Origin of the sequence: Burkholderia perseverans, from assembly GCF_022870505.1 — a bacterium.
GTDB lineage: Bacteria > Pseudomonadota > Gammaproteobacteria > Burkholderiales > Burkholderiaceae > Burkholderia > Burkholderia plantarii.
Genome location: NZ_CP045093.1, coordinates 176,958 through 194,421, shown reverse-complemented (window position 1 = coordinate 194,421; position 17,464 = coordinate 176,958). Strand labels below are relative to the sequence as shown.

The 17,464-nt window shown below is 70.0% G+C and carries 12 protein-coding genes; 7 read left to right on the top strand and 5 right to left on the bottom strand.

The genetic code is table 11. The annotated features are described in order from the left end of the window. Nucleotides 1-151: 151 nt before the first annotated feature. The 3 genes from BpN12_RS00865 to BpN12_RS00855 form a co-directional block, all read right to left on the bottom strand. Nucleotides 152-1,357: a porin gene (locus tag BpN12_RS00865; RefSeq protein ID WP_246793409.1), complete on the bottom strand. Its 1,206-nt coding sequence runs from the start codon at nucleotides 1,355-1,357 to the stop codon at nucleotides 152-154. 634 nt (nucleotides 1,358-1,991) lie between these two features. Then, complete coding sequence (locus tag BpN12_RS00860) at nucleotides 1,992-2,900, bottom strand: LysR family transcriptional regulator (RefSeq protein WP_246793408.1); 909 nt, start codon at nucleotides 2,898-2,900, stop codon at nucleotides 1,992-1,994. Nucleotides 2,901-3,024: 124 nt separating this feature from the next. Next, nucleotides 3,025-3,579, bottom strand: coding sequence for a TetR/AcrR family transcriptional regulator (locus BpN12_RS00855; protein WP_246793407.1), 555 nt, complete (start codon nucleotides 3,577-3,579; stop codon nucleotides 3,025-3,027). A gap of 80 nt (nucleotides 3,580-3,659) precedes the next feature. Here BpN12_RS00855 and BpN12_RS00850 point away from each other — a divergent pair, with 80 nt between their 5' ends. The 4 genes from BpN12_RS00850 to BpN12_RS00835 all read left to right on the top strand — a co-directional run bounded on the left by BpN12_RS00850 (nucleotide 3,660) and on the right by BpN12_RS00835 (nucleotide 9,231). Then, a complete protein-coding gene (locus tag BpN12_RS00850; protein WP_342346195.1) occupies nucleotides 3,660-4,691 on the top strand; it encodes an SDR family oxidoreductase in 1,032 nt (343 codons plus the stop codon). 325 nt (nucleotides 4,692-5,016) lie between these two features. Continuing rightward, complete coding sequence (locus BpN12_RS00845) at nucleotides 5,017-7,389, top strand: DNA polymerase II (protein ID WP_246793406.1); 2,373 nt, start codon at nucleotides 5,017-5,019, stop codon at nucleotides 7,387-7,389. Nucleotides 7,390-7,551: 162 nt separating this feature from the next. Continuing rightward, entirely contained in the window at nucleotides 7,552-8,256 is a 705-nt protein-coding gene (locus tag BpN12_RS00840) for a gamma-glutamylcyclotransferase (protein ID WP_246793405.1), read from the top strand. A gap of 12 nt (nucleotides 8,257-8,268) precedes the next feature. After that, nucleotides 8,269-9,231 (top strand): LysR family transcriptional regulator, encoded by a 963-nt coding sequence (locus BpN12_RS00835; protein WP_246793404.1) that lies wholly within the window; start codon nucleotides 8,269-8,271, stop codon nucleotides 9,229-9,231. 19 nt (nucleotides 9,232-9,250) lie between these two features. On the opposite strand, the gene BpN12_RS00830 is transcribed toward BpN12_RS00835, so the two are convergent. Beyond that, on the bottom strand, nucleotides 9,251-9,553 hold the full coding sequence (locus tag BpN12_RS00830) for a BrnA antitoxin family protein (RefSeq protein WP_246793403.1): 303 nt from the start codon (nucleotides 9,551-9,553) through the stop codon (nucleotides 9,251-9,253). A 443-nt stretch (nucleotides 9,554-9,996) separates the two neighbouring features. Here BpN12_RS00830 and BpN12_RS00825 point away from each other — a divergent pair, with 443 nt between their 5' ends. Genes BpN12_RS00825 through BpN12_RS00815 form a run of 3 tightly spaced genes read left to right on the top strand, consistent with a single transcriptional unit; the run spans nucleotide 9,997 to nucleotide 16,055 of the window. Continuing rightward, on the top strand, nucleotides 9,997-11,217 hold the full coding sequence (locus BpN12_RS00825; protein WP_425306273.1) for an efflux RND transporter periplasmic adaptor subunit: 1,221 nt from the start codon (nucleotides 9,997-9,999) through the stop codon (nucleotides 11,215-11,217). A gap of 16 nt (nucleotides 11,218-11,233) precedes the next feature. After that, nucleotides 11,234-14,485 (top strand): efflux RND transporter permease subunit, encoded by a 3,252-nt coding sequence (locus tag BpN12_RS00820; protein WP_246793402.1) that lies wholly within the window; start codon nucleotides 11,234-11,236, stop codon nucleotides 14,483-14,485. A 22-nt stretch (nucleotides 14,486-14,507) separates the two neighbouring features. After that, nucleotides 14,508-16,055 (top strand): efflux transporter outer membrane subunit, encoded by a 1,548-nt coding sequence (locus BpN12_RS00815; protein WP_246794736.1) that lies wholly within the window; start codon nucleotides 14,508-14,510, stop codon nucleotides 16,053-16,055. Between the two features lie 471 nt (nucleotides 16,056-16,526). Here BpN12_RS00815 and BpN12_RS00810 read toward each other — a convergent pair whose 3' ends face one another. Next, nucleotides 16,527-17,441 (bottom strand): LysR family transcriptional regulator, encoded by a 915-nt coding sequence (locus BpN12_RS00810; RefSeq protein WP_246793401.1) that lies wholly within the window; start codon nucleotides 17,439-17,441, stop codon nucleotides 16,527-16,529. Nucleotides 17,442-17,464 lie beyond the last annotated feature (23 nt).

The following is a 17,464-nucleotide window of genomic DNA, read 5'->3' as shown; positions in this document are numbered from 1 at the left end:
AAATGCGGGGAGGCGGGGAGGTAAACGAAACACCGCCCCGTGCGTTGCGAGACGCAGGGGGCGGTGCGAAGGCGATGCGATCGGGCGGAGGAAACCCCGCCCGAACCGAACCGCATGCGGGCGGCGGCTCGCGCCGCGCCCGCAAGGACCATCAGAAGCGCGTGATGATACCGGCGCCGACAGCCACCTGGCTGCGCGACGACGACGGTGCGCTGTTCTGGCCGTCGCCGATGTCGGCCGTGGCGTTGATGATGCTGCCGCCGAGCGCGAGCGTCTGGCCGCCGGCGCGCTGGTACGCTTCGAGGGCGTAGAGGCCGGTGCGCTTCGACAGGCTGTAGTACTGCGACAGGTTGAACTGGTGGTAGTACGCAGCATGCTGGACGCCGTTGGCGAGCGTCGCGCGCGTGTAGCTGTAGCCTGCCGCCAGATCCCACGTCGGGGTCGGCTTGAAGTGCAGCACGCCGCCGAACGTGTTGAAGATCGCCGTGTTCGCGAACTTCGAACCCGTGCCCGGGATGTATTGCACGTTCGAGTACGACGCCGTCACGTCCCACTGCGAGTTGAACGTCCAGCCGGCCGTGGCCGCGAGACGCTGCTGCGCCGCCGCGAGCTGGTAGCCGTTGTTGATGCCCGACACGCTCGGCTCCGAGCCGCCGTTGCTGAGCGTCGAGTTCGCACCCCACGCGCCGCCGCCGACCGTCGAGTTGTTCACGCGCATGAAGCCGACCGCGATGCCCGCCGGGCCTGCCGCGTAACGGCCGCCCACGCTCCAGGTCGAGCCGTTGTTGACGCTGCCCGGCGTGCCGCCGAACGCATACGAACCGCCGAACGTGAAGCCGCCGTAGGTCGGCGACATGTAGACCAGCGAGTTGTTGACGCGGTACGTCGTATCCAGCGAGTCGATATCACCCGGGTGCGCGCCGTAGGCGCCCGTCAGCCACGTGGTCGGGCTGTACGGTGCGAGCAGCGTGTAGTACGCGGTGTACTGGCGGCCGGCCGTCAGCGCGCCGAAGCGGGCGTCCTGCAGACCGACGAACGCCTGACGGTTGAACGCCAGACCCGACACCGACTGCGCGCCGGTCGAGCTGTTGTAGCCTTCTTCCAACGTGAAGATCGCCTTCAGGCCACCGCCCAGATCCTCGCTGCCCTTCAGGCCGAAGCGGCTACCGGCCCAAATGCCGTTGACCATCTTCGTCACCGACTTGCCGCCGGTGGTCGAGCCGAGCGAGGTCTGGCTGCTTTGGTAGCCGATACCGGTATCGACGATGCCGTACAGCGTCACGCTGCTTTGTGCGTTCGCGACGCCGGCGGTCAGGCCGGTGAGCGTGGCGGCCGCCACCATGATGCGTTTCTTCATTGCGTCCCCTGTTCCAGAGCCTGCACCCCGCAGGCAATGAGTGATCCGTTTTTCAATCAGCCGACGCTTTGCGCGCCGGCCGGTCTCCAGGTGAGGTGTGATTTGTCTTGCTCGCCGAGCACCTCATCTAGTCAGACATCCTATAACAATGTTGCAAAATTCAGCATTAACAATTGCTCATCATTAGGGAAATCTCTGTGTCATTTATGTTGAAACCATCACTTGACAGCCCGACACCAATTTTCATCTCGTTGATTTTTATGAGCATTTTATTTCTTTCGTTTTCATTTCAAAAGCTTTCCATGCTCGGCATCGACCGGTATCCGTCCTCGGACAACAATCAGGCTTTCCAACATTGACCAGACAAATCATGAGATGTACGACCAGTTAAAGACCAGCCGAGCATTCACGGGATTGACAAGGGGATCGATGCGGGAACCGGGATCGCCGGCGGCGGACGCCACCGGCGTCTTACGGCACGATTGACGTCATTACGTAATGTTTACGACAGCTCCTTGCAATACTCGGTCGATCGGTGCCGTGGCGGGGCCGGCCCGCTCCGACCACCCGGCCGGAGGCAAGCGCGGCGCGGAATCCGTTTTCGCAACCGTGACCGGCGGCGGCGCCGCGCCGCTCAGCGCTGGTCGGCCGTTTCCGCCATCAGCATGTCGAGGAACGCGATGGGCGCCGGGTCGAGCAGGTCGGGCGCGTCGCCGACCGCCGAGGCCGCGTGCGTGACCACCAGCTCCCAGCACAGCTGGGTCTGTTCGAGCCGCACGCAGGCCAGCATGTCGGGGCGGCGCACCACGATGTCCTCGGGCAGCAGCGCGACGCCGAGCCCCTGGCAGACCAGATCGAGCAGCGTGTCGAGATCGCCGATCTCGAAGGCCACGCGCCGCTGCAGCCCGGCCTCGGCAAAGCCGCGATCGACGAGCCGGCGCGTGCCCTGCCCCGGCACGAAATCGACGAAGGCCTCCTTCGTGAGCCGCGACAGCGGCACCGGCCCCGAGGTGGCGAGCGGATGATCGCGTCCGCAGGCGAGCACCATCTCGTCGCAGGCGATCACATGCGATTCGAGCCGCTCGTTGCGCTCCTCGATCGGCAGGATCGCCAGATCGAGTTCGCGCGCGCTGACCTTTTCGTTCAGCTCGGTCGCGCCGCCCTGCACGAGCCGCACCTCGACGCCCGGATGCGCGTGGTAGAAACGCGACAGCAGCGCCGGCAGTTCGAGGAACTGCGGCAGGCTCTGCACCGTGCCGATCGACAGCTTGCCGCGCCGCACCGAGGTGATGTCGGCCACCTCCAGCCCGGCCCGGTCGAGGATGTCGAGCGCGCGCCGCGCGCTGTCGAGGAACACCGCGCCGGCCGCCGACAGGCTCACGCGGCGCGTGGTCCGCACCAGCAGCCGCGCGCCGAGTTCCTCCTCCAGCAGCCGGATCGAGGTGGACAGCGCCGACTGCACGATATGGCAGCGCTCGGCGGCCCGCGTGAAGTTCGCCTCCTCGGCGACGGCGACGAAATGGCGTAGTTGTCTCAGTTCCACTGCAATCCTCTGGTCATTCCTTGTTGTTGCCCTGCCTGCCTTGCTTGCCTTGCCTGCGCCCGCCTCGTCCTCGGCGGGTCCGGGGCATTCCCGGATAACGGCCGCCGCGGCCATCCGGTTCAGGTCAGGCCGCCTCCGCCGCGCCGAGCCCCTGCAGCACGAAGCCGATCAGGCGCGTGGCCTGCGCCTCGCTGGCCTCGCCCGGCTTCATGCGCCAGAGGAAACCGAGCAGCAGCAGCAGGTCGTCGGGATCGGTGCCGGGGCGAAACGCGCCGGCCCGCTCGCCCGCCTGCAGCAGCTGGCGCAGCGCGTCGACCATCGGGAAATAGGTGCTGCGGAAGATCGCCTCCGTCATCGCCGCGTGCAGCACCTCGGCGATGCCGTGCTTCAGCCGCCCGTAGCGGCCGAGCGCCTCGAGCCAGCAGCGCATCGCCTCGACCGGCGCGTCGGCGTGTTCCTCGAGCAGCGCCGGCGCGAGCGCCACCAGCTGCGCGATCTGCTCCTCGTAGACGGCCAGCACCAGCGCCTCGCGCGTGGGGAAATGCCGGTACAGCGTGCCGGGGCCGACGCCCGCGGCCTTCGCGATCGCGTTCAGCGAGACATCGGGGGACGCCGCGTATGCGTCGCGCGCCACCGCCAGCAGCCGCTCGCGATTGCGGGCGGCGTCGGATCGGGTCATCGATGGACATCCTGTGTTGACAAAACGGAGAGTTCTCCGTATTGTTCGCCGAAAACGGAGATATCTCCGATTAAAGGCGAATGATGGCAAATATTCTGGTGACCGGCGGTTCCGGTTATATCGGCAGCTGGTGCCTGCTGGCCCTGCTCGCGGCCGGTCACACCGTGCGCACGACGGTGCGCGATCTGTCCCGCGCGCCGTCGGTACGCGAGATGTTACGCCGTGGCGGCGCCGCGGACGCGGGCTCGGTGCGATTCTTCGCGGCCGATCTCGAACACGACGCGGGCTGGGACGCGGCCGTGGCCGGCTGCGACGCGATCCTGCACGTGGCCTCGCCCACGCTCGTGCGGATCCCGCGCGACGACGACGAGATGGTGCGGCCCGCGCGCGACGGCGTGCTGCGGGTGCTGCGCGCGGCGCACCGCGCCGGGGTGCGCCGGGTGGTGCTGACCTCGGCGTTCGGCGCGGTCGGCTACGGGCATCCGCCGCGCGCGACGCCGTTCACCGAGGCCGACTGGACCGACGTGGACGCCGGCATCCCGCCGTACCAGAAGTCGAAGACGCTGGCCGAGCGCGCGGCCTGGGACTTCGTGCGCGACGAGGCGCCCGGGCTGGAGCTGGTCGCGATCAATCCGGTCGGCGTGCTCGGGCCGCTGCTCGGGCCGGACTATTCGCCGTCGCTGACGCTGATCCGCCGCATGCTCGACGGCTCGATGCCGGCCATCCCGCGCTTCGCGATCGGCTTCGTCGACGTGCGCGACGTGGCCGACCTGCATCTGCGCGCGATCGACCATCCGGCCGCGGCCGGCGAGCGCTTCCTGGCCGTGTCGGGGCGCAGCCTGTGGATTCGCGAGATCGCCGCGCTGCTGCGCGAGCGGCTCGGCGCGCGCGCGAGCCGCGTGCCGACGCGCGAGCTGCCGATCTGGGCCGCGCGCGTGCTGGCGCTCGTGAACCCGGGCGTGAAGGTGCTGGTGCCGCACATGGGCAAGAACTTCGATGCGTCGGGCGAGAAGGCGATGCGGCTGCTCGGCTGGCAGCCGCGGCCGATCGACGGCACGATCGTCGAGACCGCCGAGGCGCTGCTCGCGCTGGCGGCGCAGCAGGCTGCCTGATGCGGGATCGCCTCCGGGCCGGGTACGCGATCCAATAATCAGGATAACGATCGATCACGGCGGTCGGCGGTCGGCGGTCGGCGGTCGGCGGTCGGCGGTCGGCGGTCGGCGGTCGGCGGTCGGCGGTCGGCGGTCGCCACCCTCGCTTCACCGCCACCACCACCCTCACAAAACCCCCGCACCACCACCGCCTCGCCCCAACCCCGCCGTTAGTTGCGACATCCCCGCCCGCGCCCGATCACACCAAGCCCTCCGCAAACCAAGCACGCACCTCGCGCAGGCGCTAAAATCCGCCGCCAGAGGCATCCCACGGCGAGCACACGTTTTGACTGATTTCGAGCAGGGTTTCATCCTGACCCGTCACTGGCGGGACACCGCGGCCGGCGTCGAGATCGAGTTCTGGCTCGCGACCGACGCCGGCGCGCGCCGCGTGCGGCTGCGTCCGCAGGAATCGGTCGCGTTCGTGCCGGCGGCGCAGCGCGAGGCCGCCGAGCGCGCGCTGGCGGGCGAAACCGGCGTCGAGCTGCGCCCGCTCGCGCTGCGCGATTTCCGCCAGCGCCCCGTGGCGGGTCTCTATTGCCGCCGCCACCGCCATCTCTCGACGCTGCAGAAGCGTCTCGCGCAGGCCGGCATCGACGTCTACGAAGCCGACGTGAGCCCGCCCGACCGCTACACGATGGAGCGCTTCATCACGGCGCCGGTGCGCTTTCGCGGCCAGCCGGCCGGCGCGGGCCTGCTGACCGACGGCGAACTCAAGCCCGACGACGCCTACCGCCCCACGCTGCGCTGCGTCTCGCTCGACATCGAGACGAGCGCGCGCGGCGAACTCTATTCGATCGCGCTCGAAGGCTGCGGCCAGCGCGACGTCTACATGCTCGGCCCGGCCAACGGCGGCATGCCCGACCCGAGCCTCACGCTGGTCTACTGCGAAAGCCGCGCCGAGCTGCTCGTGCAGCTGAACGACTGGTTCGCGCGCCACGACCCCGACGTGCTGATCGGCTGGAACCTGATCCAGTTCGACCTGCGCGTGCTGCACGCGCATTCGCAGCAGTTCGGCGTGCCGCTGCGGCTCGGCCGCGACGGCAGCGTGCTCGACTGGCGCGCGCACGGCGCGCAGCCCGACCACTTCTTCGCCGGCGCGGCCGGGCGGCTCGTGATCGACGGCATCGACGCGCTGAAGTCGGCCACCTGGAGCTTCCCGTCGTTCAGCCTCGAATACGTGGCGCAGACGCTGCTCGGCGAGGGCAAGGCCGTCGACAACCCGTATCAGCGCATGGACGAGATCCAGCGCCGCTTCGATCACGACAAGCCCGCGCTCGCGCACTACAACCTGAAGGACTGCGAGCTCGTCACGCGCATCTTCGCGAAGGCGGACCTGCTGTCGTTCATGCTCGAACGCGCGACCGTCACCGGGCTCGCGGCCGACCGCACCGGCGGCTCGGTGGCCGCGTTCACGCATCTGTACCTGCCGCGCATGCACCGGCTCGGCTACGTCGCGCCGAACCTCGGCGACGTGACGGGCCAGAACAGCCCCGGCGGCTTCGTGATGGACTCGCGCCCGGGGCTCTACGATTCGGTGCTGGTGCTCGACTACAAGAGCCTCTATCCGTCGATCATCCGCACCTTCCTGATCGATCCGGCCGGACTCGTCGAGGGCCTCGAGCGTCCCGACGACGCGCACTCGGTGCCCGGCTTCCTCGGCGCGCGCTTCTCGCGCACGCAGCACTGCCTGCCCGACATCGTGCGGCGCGTCTGGGAAGGCCGCGAGCTCGCCAAGCGCCAGCGCAACGCGCCGCTCTCGCAGGCGCTGAAGATCATCATGAACGCGTTCTACGGCGTGCTCGGCTCGTCGGGCTGCCGCTTCTTCGATCCGCGCCTCGCCTCGTCGATCACCATGCGCGGCCACGAGATCATGCACCGCACGCGCGAGCTGATCGAGGGGCTCGGCCACGAGGTGATCTACGGCGACACCGACTCGACCTTCGTCTGGCTGCGCGAGGCGCATCGCGACGAGGACGCCGCCGCCAAGGGCCGCGCGATCGTCGAGCACGTGAACGGCTGGTGGCGCGCCCACCTGCGCGAGCGCTTCGGCCTCGACAGCGCGCTCGAGCTGCAATACGAGCGGCACTACCTGCGCTTCCTGATGCCGACCGTGCGCGGCGCCGAGGAAGGCAGCAAGAAGCGCTACGCGGGCCTCGCGCGCGCGGCCGACGGCGGCGACGACGTGGTGTTCAAGGGCCTGGAGACGGTGCGCACCGACTGGACGCCGCTCGCGCAGCAGTTCCAGCGCGAGCTCTACACGCGCGTGTTCCGCCGCGAGCCCTACGGCGACTTCATTCGCGACACCGTGCGCAAGACGCTGGCCGGCGAACTCGACGCGCTGCTGGTGTACCGCAAGCGCGTGCGTCGGCCGCTCAGCGAATACCAGCGCAACGTGCCGCCGCACGTGCGCGCCGCGCGCACCGCCGACGAATTCAACCGCGAGCAGGGCCGCCCGCAGCAATACCAGCGCGGCGGCTGGATCAGCTACGTGATGACCACCGCCGGCCCCGAGCCGCTGGAGACGATGCGCTCGCCGATCGACTACGCGTTCTACCTGAGCCGCCAGCTGCAGCCGGTGGCCGACGCGATCCTGCCGTTCCTGAAGGACGATTTCGAATCGCTGATCTCGGGGCAGGGGCGGCTGTTCCCGGCCTGAACGCGGCGGAGCCGCCTCGTGTCGCGCGCCGTGATTGTCGCTCCCGTATCGCCAATCTGTTTCCGGCGTGGTGGTTTATCCGCCGCGGCACGCCCGCGATACTGTCGAACATCGCCCGTCAGGCGGCGCTCGACGCCGCCGGGGCCTTCTTCACGACCGATCATGACCTTACTGACGCGAGACGCGATCGAAAGCGGCGCGTACCGGAAACCGTTCGAAGCGATGCCGGAACTCTGGACGCCCGAGCGCATCGACGCTTCGCTGGCCGAGACGCTCGGCGCGCGGCCGCGAGGCGACGGCGACGTCTGGGTGTTCGCCTACGGCTCGCTGATCTGGAATCCCGCGATCGAATTCGCCGCGCGCCGCGTCGCGCATCTCGCGGGCTGGCATCGCAGCTTCTGCCTGCGCGTCACGGTCGGGCGCGGCTGCCCCGACCTGCCGGGCCGCATGCTCGCGCTCGAACCGGGCGGCGAGACGGCCGGCATCGCGCTGCGCCTGCACCGCGAGCGGCTCGAAGACGAGCTGCGGCTGGTGTGGCGCCGCGAGATGGTGCTCGGCTCGTACCTGCCGACCTGGGCCACCGTCACGTTCGACGACGGCGCGCGCGCCGACGCGATCGCGTTCACCGCCGACCCGCGGCGCGCGCAATACGAGCGCGACGCGTCGGTGGCCACGGCCGCGCCGCTGATCGCGCAGGCCGAGGGCCAGCTCGGCAGCAACGCCGACTACCTGTTCCGCCTGCACGCCTCGCTGCGCGGCCTCGGCCTCGACGATCCCTATGTCGACGCGCTGCACGAGGCGGTTGGACGCCGGCTGGCGTGGGTCGACGTCGATGCCGATGTCGGCACCGCCGCGCTGCCCGACTGAGCGCTCGCGCCCATGGACAAACTCCACGCGATGCAGGTGTTCACGCGCGTCGTCGAATCGAACAGCTTCGCCGGCGCCGCCGACACGCTGCAGATGACGCGCTCGACGGTCACCACCACGATCCAGAACCTCGAGGCGCACCTGAAGGTGCGGCTGCTGAACCGCACCACGCGGCGGTTGAGCGTGACGCCCGACGGCGCCGCGTTTTACGAGCGCTGCACGCGCATCCTCGCCGACGTCGACGAGGCCGAGAGCGTATTCTCCACGCGCGTCGCGCCGCGCGGGCGGCTCAAGACCGACATGCCCGGCTCGATCGCGCGGATGATCGTGGTGCCGGCGCTGGCCGATTTCCACGCGCGCTATCCCGACGTCGAGCTGATGCTCGGTATCGGCGACAAGGCCGTCGACCTGATCCAGGACGGCGTCGACTGCGCGATCCGGATCGGCCCGCTGCAGGATTCGACACTGGTGGCGCGGCGCGTCGGCCTGTCCGAATTCGTGACGGTGGCGAGCCCCGCCTATCTGGACGCGCACGGCGTGCCAACCACGCTCGCCGATCTCGAGCATCACTACGCGGTCAATTATTTTTCGAGCAGCAACGGCCGCATGATGCCGATCGACTTCGTGGTCGACGGCAAGCCGGTGACGGTGCGGATGCGCTCGCGGCTCGCCGCGAACGACGGCGACACCTATCTGCAATGCGCGCTGCAGGGGCTCGGGCTCGTGCAGCTCAACGACTACCTGGCGCGCCCGCACCTCGAATCGGGCGCGCTCGTCGAGGTGCTGGGCAAGTGGCGGCCGGCGCCGTTCCCGATCTCGGCGATCAGCCCGTACAACCGCCAGCTGTCGCTGCCGGCGCGCGCGTTCGTCGACTGGATCACCGAGCGCTTCGCGCAGAGCGCGCCGGGGCTCGCGCAGGCGCGCGTGGCATCGGACCCGGTGCGGCAGCCGGGCTGGCTGGCGCTGAGCGAATAACGACGGCGCACCCCCGGATTCAGATCATTCCGTGCTGCTTGGCCCAGTCGCGCAGCGCGTCGTTCATGCGCGTCTGCCAGCCGGCGCCCTGCGCCTTGTACGCCTCGATCACGTCGAGATCGATGCGCAGGTTCATCTGCGCCTTCGTGGCGCCGGGCGGCCGGCCACGGCCGCGCTTCACCAGCACGCCGCCGTGATGTTCGTCGGCCTGCTCGAAGAAGACATCGTCCAGCTCCGGGATGTCCTCGTAGTCGGCGCGCGTGGCGCCCCGTGCGTCAAGCTTCGTCAAGTCGCTGCGCAAAGCGTGCTTTTTCACGTTCATTGGCTTTCCTCATCGAGATGATGTGACGGGCGTTACCCGGCTCCGGGAGATGCAACAGCGGGGCGTTCTTTCAACGCGGCAAAGCCTCTCACGCGCGCGCCCCGCCCACCCCGCCGCCCGCCATTCGATTTCCCCGAATTGATAAATCGGTCCGGCGCGCTTTGTCCGCCGCGCCGGTGCCGCGACAATCGCTGCTCTCCGATGCGGCGCGGCGCCAGCAGGCACCCGCGCCGCGCCTGCCCGCGCTCGCCGCACTGTCGCTCGCGCGGAGACAAAGAAACCACCGGCGCCGGCTTTATCGCTCTCGGCGCCCACTCCATACTTCGTCCGACGCTGCGGCCCCGGACCCGCGCGCGGCAGCACCGGCGCGCGGCAGCGACACGACAGGCTCCGGACGCGACGACGTTTTCATCCTCCACGCCATTCGATAAGGAATCCTCTTCATGTTCATGCATACCAGGAAACGGCTCACGCTGGTGGCCGGCGCGGTGGCGGTCGCAGGCGCGGCCGCCGCGCTCGGCCTGCACCACCCGGCCGGCTCGCCGCTCGCCGACGCGCAAGCCGCGGACGCGCCGGCCCCGGCGGCCGACGTCGACGCCGCCGTCGTGATCTCGCGCACCATCACTGACTGGCAGCGCTATACCGGCCGGCTCGAAGCGATCGATCAGGTGGACGTGCGCCCGCAAGTGCCGGGCACGATCGTCGCCGTGCATTTCCGCGACGGCGCGCTGGTGCGCCAGGGCGACCTGCTGTTCACGATCGATCCGCGCCCGTACCAGGCCGAGGTCGATCGCGCCGCCGCCCAGCTCGCGGCGGCCGAGGCCCGCGCCGCCTACGCGAGCGCCGATGCCGCGCGCGCCGAACGGCTGATCGCCGACAACGCGATCGCCCGGCGCGACTACGACGAGAAGCACAACGCCGCGCGCGAAGCCGCCGCCGGCGTGAAGGCCGCGCAGGCCGCGCTCGAGGCGGCGCGCGTCAACCTCGGCTACACGCGCATCGTGGCGCCGGTGGCTGGCCGCGTCTCGCGCGCCGAACTGACGACGGGCAACAGCGTCAGCACCGGCGCCAACGCCCCGGTGCTGACCACGCTGGTCTCGGTGTCGCCGATCTACGTCGCGTTCGAGGTGGACGAGCAGACCTACCTGCGCTATCTCGGCCGCGACCGCAACGCTCGCGTGCCGGTCTCGCTCGGCCTGGCCGACGAATCCGGCTATTCGCGCGACGGCGCCGTCAGCTCGGTGGACAACCGGCTCGATCCGTCGTCGGGCACGGTGCGCGTGCGCGCGCGCTTCGACAACGCCGACGGCGCGCTGGTGCCGGGCCTCTACGCACGCGTGAAGGTGGGCGGCGGACGCGCCCATCCGGCGATCCTGATCGACGACGCGGCGGTCGGCACCGACCAGTCGAAGCAATACGTGCTGGTGGTGGACGCCGCGAATCGCGTGCAGTACCGCGAGGTCCGGCTCGGCGGCCTGCACGACGGCCTGCGCGAAGTCGAGGCGGGCCTCGCGGCCGGCGAGCGCATCGTCGTCAACGGCACCATGCGCGTGCGCCCCAACGACCTCGTGCGCGCCCGCATGGTGAGCATGGCGCCGGCGTCGACCGCAGCGGCCGCGTCAGCCACGGCGGCCGCCGCCAGTTCGGCGCAGGCGCCCGCCTGAGCCCGGAGATCCGATCATGAACCTGTCCCGCTTCTTCATCGACCGGCCGATCTTCGCCGGCGTGCTGTCGGTGCTGATCTTCCTGGCCGGCGCGATCGCGCTCGGCAAGCTGCCGACGGCCGAATATCCCGAAGTCGTGCCGCCCTCGGTGGTGGTGCGCGCGCAGTATCCCGGCGCCAACCCGAAGGTGATCGCCGAAACCGTGGCCTCGCCGATCGAGGAGCAGATCAACGGCGTCGAGAACATGCTCTACATGCAGTCGCAGGCCAACAGCGACGGCAACCTGACGACCACCGTCACGTTCAAGCTCGGCACCGATCCCGACAAGGCCCAGCAGCTCGTGCAGAACCGCGTCGCGCAGGCGCTGCCGCGGCTGCCCGAGGACGTGCAGCGGCTCGGCGTGAACACCGTGAAGAGTTCGCCGACGCTGACGATGGGCGTGAACCTGGTCTCGCCGAACGGCCGCTACGACCTCACCTATCTGCGCAACTACGCGCTGATCAACGTCAAGGACCGGCTCGCGCAGGTGGCCGGCGTGGGCGAGGTGGCGATGTGGGGCGCCGGCGACTACTCGATGCGGATCTGGCTCGATCCGACCAAGGTGGCGCGCCAGAACCTGACCGCCACCGACGTCATCAACGCGATCCGCGAGCAGAACGTGCAGGTGGCGGCCGGCATCGTCGGCGGCGCGCCGATGACCACGCGCGTGCCGCTGCAGCTGAGCGTGAACGCGCAGGGGCGCCTGAAGACCGCGGAGGAGTTCGGCAACATCGTCGTGAAGACCTCGCCGGACGGCGCGCTCACGCGTCTGCGCGACGTCGCGCGCGTCGAGATGGGCGCGGCCGAGTACGCACTGCGCGCGAGCCTGGACGGCAAGCCCGGCGTGCAGCTGATCATCTTCCAGCAGCCCAACGCGAACTCGCTGCAGATCTCCAGCGACGTGCGCAGGATCGTCGCCGGCCTGCAGAAGGACATGCCCGAGGGCGTGAAGGCCGAGATCGTCTACGATCCGACGCAGTTCGTGCGCGAGAGCATCGACGCGGTGGTCCACACGCTGATCGAGGCGATCGTGCTGGTGGTGATCGTCGTGATCCTGTTCCTGCAGACTTGGCGCGCCTCGCTGATCCCGCTGCTGGCGGTGCCGGTGTCGATCGTCGGCACCTTCTCGCTGATGCTCGCGTTCGGCTTCACGATCAACGCGCTGTCGCTGTTCGGCATGGTGCTGGCGATCGGCATCGTGGTGGACGACGCGATCGTGGTGGTGGAGAACGTCGAGCGCAACATCGCGGCCGGACTCTCGCCGCGCGAGGCCTCGTATGAGGCGATGCGCGAGGTGAGCGGGCCGATCATCGCGATCGCGCTGACGCTGACCGCCGTGTTCGTGCCGCTCGCGTTCATGTCGGGCCTAACCGGCCAGTTCTACAAGCAGTTCGCGATGACCATCGCGATCTCCACGGTGATCTCGGCGTTCAACTCGCTGACGCTCTCGCCGGCCCTCTCGGCCCTGCTGCTGAAGGACCACCACGCGCCGAAGGACACGCTCACGCGCGCCATGGACCGCGTGTTCGGCCCGTTCTTCCGCGTCTTCAACCGCGTGTTCCAGCGCGGCTCGCAGGCCTACGGCGGCGGCATCGGCAGCATCATCGGGCGCAAGGCCGCGATGATGATCATCTACGGCGTGCTGCTGGCCGCCACCGTGCTGCTCGGCCGGCTGGTGCCGGGCGGCTTCGTGCCAGCGCAGGACAAGGATTATCTGGTCAGCATCCTGCAGCTGCCGCCGGGCGCCTCGCTCGACCGCACCGCCGACGTGGTCGCGCAGATGGGCCGCATCGCGCGCGCCCAGCCGGGCGTGGTCCACACGCCGGAATTCCCGGGCCTGAACGTGACCGGCCTGATGAACTCGTCGAGCAGCGGGCTGGTGTTCCCGGTGATGAGCCCGTCGAAGCAGCGCGGCCCGCACGAAACGGCCGCCGCGATCGTGGCGAACCTCAACCGCGAGTATGCCGGCATCCGCGGCGCCGCGATCGCCACCTTCCCGCCGCCGCCGGTACAGGGGCTCGGCACGATCGGCGGCTTCAAGCTGCAGATCGAGGACCGCGGCGCGCTCGGCTACGAAGCACTCAACGACGCCGTGCGCACATTCCTCGCCGCCGCCGCGAAGGCGCCCGAACTCGGGCCGTCGTTCTCGAGCTACCAGATCAACGTGCCGCAGCTGAACGTGGACCTGGACCGCGAGAAGGCCAAGCAGCTCGGCGTGTCGGTCACCGACGTGTTCGACACCATGCAGATCTACCTCGGCTCGCTCTACGTGAACGACTTCAACCGCTTCGGCCGCGTCTACCAGGTGCGCGCGCAGGCCGACGCGCCGTTCCGCACCGACGCCGACAGCATCCTGCAGCTGAAGACGCGCAACGCGCGCGGCGAGATGGTGCCGCTCTCGTCGGTGCTGAAGGTCACGCCGACCTACGGGCCGGAAACGGTGATCCGCTACAACGGCTTCCTCGCGGCCGACATCAACGGCGGCCCGGCGCCGGGCTATTCGTCGGGGCAGGCGATGGCGGCCGTCGAACGGATCGCGGCGCAGACGCTGCCGCGCGGCATCCAGTTCGAATGGACCGACCTCACCTATCAGCAGATCCTGACCGGCGACACCGCGTTCTGGGTGTTCCCGATCAGCGTGCTGCTGGTGTTCCTGGTGCTGGCCGCGATGTACGAAAGCCTGACGCTGCCGCTGGCGATCCTGCTGATCGTGCCGATGGGGATCCTCTCCGCGCTGGCCGGCGTCTGGCTCACGCGCGGCGACAACAACATCTTCACGCAGATCGGCCTGATGGTGCTGGTGGGGCTCTCGGCGAAGAACGCGATCCTGATCGTCGAGTTCGCGCGCGAGCTGGAGATGCAGGGCCGCTCGATCGTGCAGGCCGCGATCGAGGCGTGCCGGCTGCGCCTGCGGCCGATCCTGATGACCTCGATCGCGTTCGTGATGGGCGTGGTGCCGCTGGTGATCTCGACCGGCGCCGGCTCCGAGATGCGCCGCGCGATGGGCATCGCCGTGTTCTTCGGCATGCTCGGCGTGACGCTGTTCGGGCTGCTGCTCACGCCGGTGTTCTACGTGCTGCTGCGCAAGCTCGCCGGCGGCAAGCCGCTCAGGAACCGCCACGCGCGCAATCGCCACGTGCATGGCCCGGACGAGACCGATCACGCCGCGCCGGCCGTCACGAAGGGAACGGTGGGCGCCGATGCACGCGAAACCGCGGCCCACGAATAAGGAGCCCATCATGAACGCAAACATGAACGCCATCCCGTCGACGCCGGGGCGCCGCGCGCTGCGCGCGCTCGGCATCCCGACGCTGCTCGGCGCGCTGCTGGTGCTGGCCGGCTGCTCGCTCGCGCCCGACTATCACGCGCCGGCCGCGCCCGTGAGCGCCGCCTACAGGGAAACCACGCCGGCCGACACCACGCTCGGCAGCTGGAAACCGGCGCAGCCGGCCGAGGGCGCCGCGCGCGGCGCATGGTGGAAGGTGTTCGCGGATCCGGCGCTGGACGCGCTGGAAACCCGCGCGCTGGCCGCCAACCAGGACATGAAGGCCGCCGCCGCGCGTCTGGCCGAGGCGCGCGCGCTGGACCGGCAGGCCCGCGCCGGGTTGTTCCCGACGCTCGACGCCGGCTTCGGCCCGACGCGCCAGCTGCAGTCGGCCGTCTCGCAGTTCCGGCCCGACGGCACGGCCATCCCGCAGCAGACGCTGTGGCGCGCGCAGGCGAGCGCCGCCTACGAGGTCGACCTGTTCGGCCGCGTCGCCTCGACGATCGACGCGGCGCATGCCGACACGCAGCGCGGCGAGGCGCTCTACCGCTCGGTGCTGCTCGCGCTGCAGGCCGACGTCGCGCAGCATTACTTCGCGCTGCGCGAACTCGACGCCGAGGCCGAGGTGTTCACGCAGGCCGTCGCGCTGCGCGAGCGGGCGCTGACGCTGATCACGCAGCGTTACGCGGCCGGCGACGTGACCGAGCTCGATCTCGCGCGCGCCCGCGCCGAGCTGGCCTCGGCGAAGGCCGACGCGCTGGCCGTCACGCGTTCGCGCGCCACGGCCGAGCACGCGCTCGCGGTACTGCTCGGCGAGCCGCCGGCGGCGTTCACGTTCGCGGCCGCGCCGCTGCGGCCCGTGGAGCTGCGGATTCCGCCGGGGCTGCCGTCGTCGCTGCTCGAACGGCGCCCCGACATCGCCGCGGCCGAGCGCGCGATGGCCGCCGCCAACGCACGGATCGGCGTGGCGCGGGCTGCGTTCTTCCCGTCGCTGGCGCTGACCGGCACGGCCGGCTTCGAGGCCGCGACGCTCGGCGACCTGTTCCGCTGGAGCAGCCGCGCGTTCCTGCTCGGGCCGCTGGCCGGCACCGCGCTCAACGTGCCGATCTTCGACGGCGGCGCGCGGCGCGGCAATCTCGAACGCTCGCGCGCGGCCTACGACGAGGCCGTCGCGCAATACCGGCAGCAGGTGCTGGGTGCGTTCCGCGAGGTCGAGGACGGGCTCTCCGACATGCGGCTGCTCGCGGACCAGACACGCGCCCAGGACGAGGCGGTGGCCGCCTCGCAGCGCGCGGCCGATCTCGCGCAGCGCCAGTACGCCGAGGGTGAGGTCAGCTATCTCGACGTGATCGACGCGCAGCGCGGCGTGTTGCAGGCGCGCCGCGCTGCCGCGCAGACGCGCGGCGTGCAGGCCGCCGCGACGGTGAGCCTGATCCGCGCGCTGGGCGGCGGCTGGGACGAGGCCGCGCCGGACGCTTCGGTCGCGGCGGCCGAGGCACCGCGGCTGGCCTCGCGCGGCGGCGCCATCGACTGATCGCGGCGCCGGGCTGCGCGGCCCGGTACGAGCGCCTGCATGACGAACGGCCCATCCGGCGTGACCGGATAGGCCGTTTCATTTTTCATACGACGATTGGCAGAACCGAACAGCGCGGCGGATCGTGCCTTTCATCCGGGTACAACAAGAGACACTCGTTGTGGATTAAGGTTGTTCGCACAACTATCTGGACGATCGAGGCCGCAGCAATACCATCCGGGCAATCCGGGAATTCGCGGGGGAAGCGATGAAAGAAACAGGCGGGAAAAAGAGTCGGGACGCCGCCACCTGGTGGCCTGCGCCCCTGGCCCCCGGGGTAACAACGGGAGGAGGTAAGGGGTTGAGACAAGCGTAACGGGTCGGCGTCGCGCTGAACAGCGGCTACGGATGAAATCTCAATTCGTTTCGCATGAACAACGCAACATCGCGCGGCGGCTTGCGGCTTCGTGCGTGCCGGCGGCGCTTCGCGAATCAGGCCGGCTCGTCGCGCAGCATCTCCGCCAGATGATTGACGACCGCGCGCGTCTTCGCGGCCATCTTCTGGCCGAGCGAGATGATCGCGTGAACGGGCGGCCCGTCCACCGCGTACTCGGGCAGCAGCTGCACGAGCCGGCCCGTGCGCAGATGGGGCAGCGCCACGCGGTCGTGGATCTGCGCGATGCCGAGGCCGCAGAGGGCCGCCTCGACGAGCGCCTGCCCGTCGGCCACCACCATCACCGGCTGCGTCGGCGCGTAGTCGCGCACCGTCGCGCCGTCGCGCAGCGACCACGGCCGCAGCCGTCCGCTCGGCCCGCGAAACACCAATGCGTCGTGCGCGGCCAGCGCCGCGATGTCGTTCACCGGCCCGCGCCGCGCGAGATAGTCGGGCGAGGCGTAGAGCCCGAGGCGCAGGTCGCAGAGCTTGCGCACGGTCAGTTCGCTGTCCTCGGGCAGCACGCCGATGCGCACCACCACGTCCCAGCCCTCGCCGACCGGATCGGACATGCGGTCGGTCAGCGCCAGTTCCAGCGTGATCTTCGGATGTTTCTCGCGCAGCAGCGCGAAGCTCGGCAGCAACAGCCGCCCGAAGCCGGCCGGCAGGTCGAGCCGCACGCGGCCCGACGGCTCGGCGCGCCGCGAGGCGAGCTGCTGCTCGGCCTCGCGCAGGCCTTCCAGCGCATCCTGCGCGGCCACCAGGTAGGTCTCGCCGTCCTCGGTCAGCCGCACGGCGCGTGTGGTGCGCTGGAACAGCCGCGTGCCGAGGCGCGCCTCGAGCCGCTGCACCGCCTTGCCGACGTTCGACTTGCTGCTGCCGATCTGCTCGGCCGCGCGCGTGAAGCTGCCGGTCTGCGCGACGGCCACGAACACGGCGATCTCGTTCAGCGGTGCGTCCATACGATCGTTCATCTTGCTGCCTCGTCTCCACGATG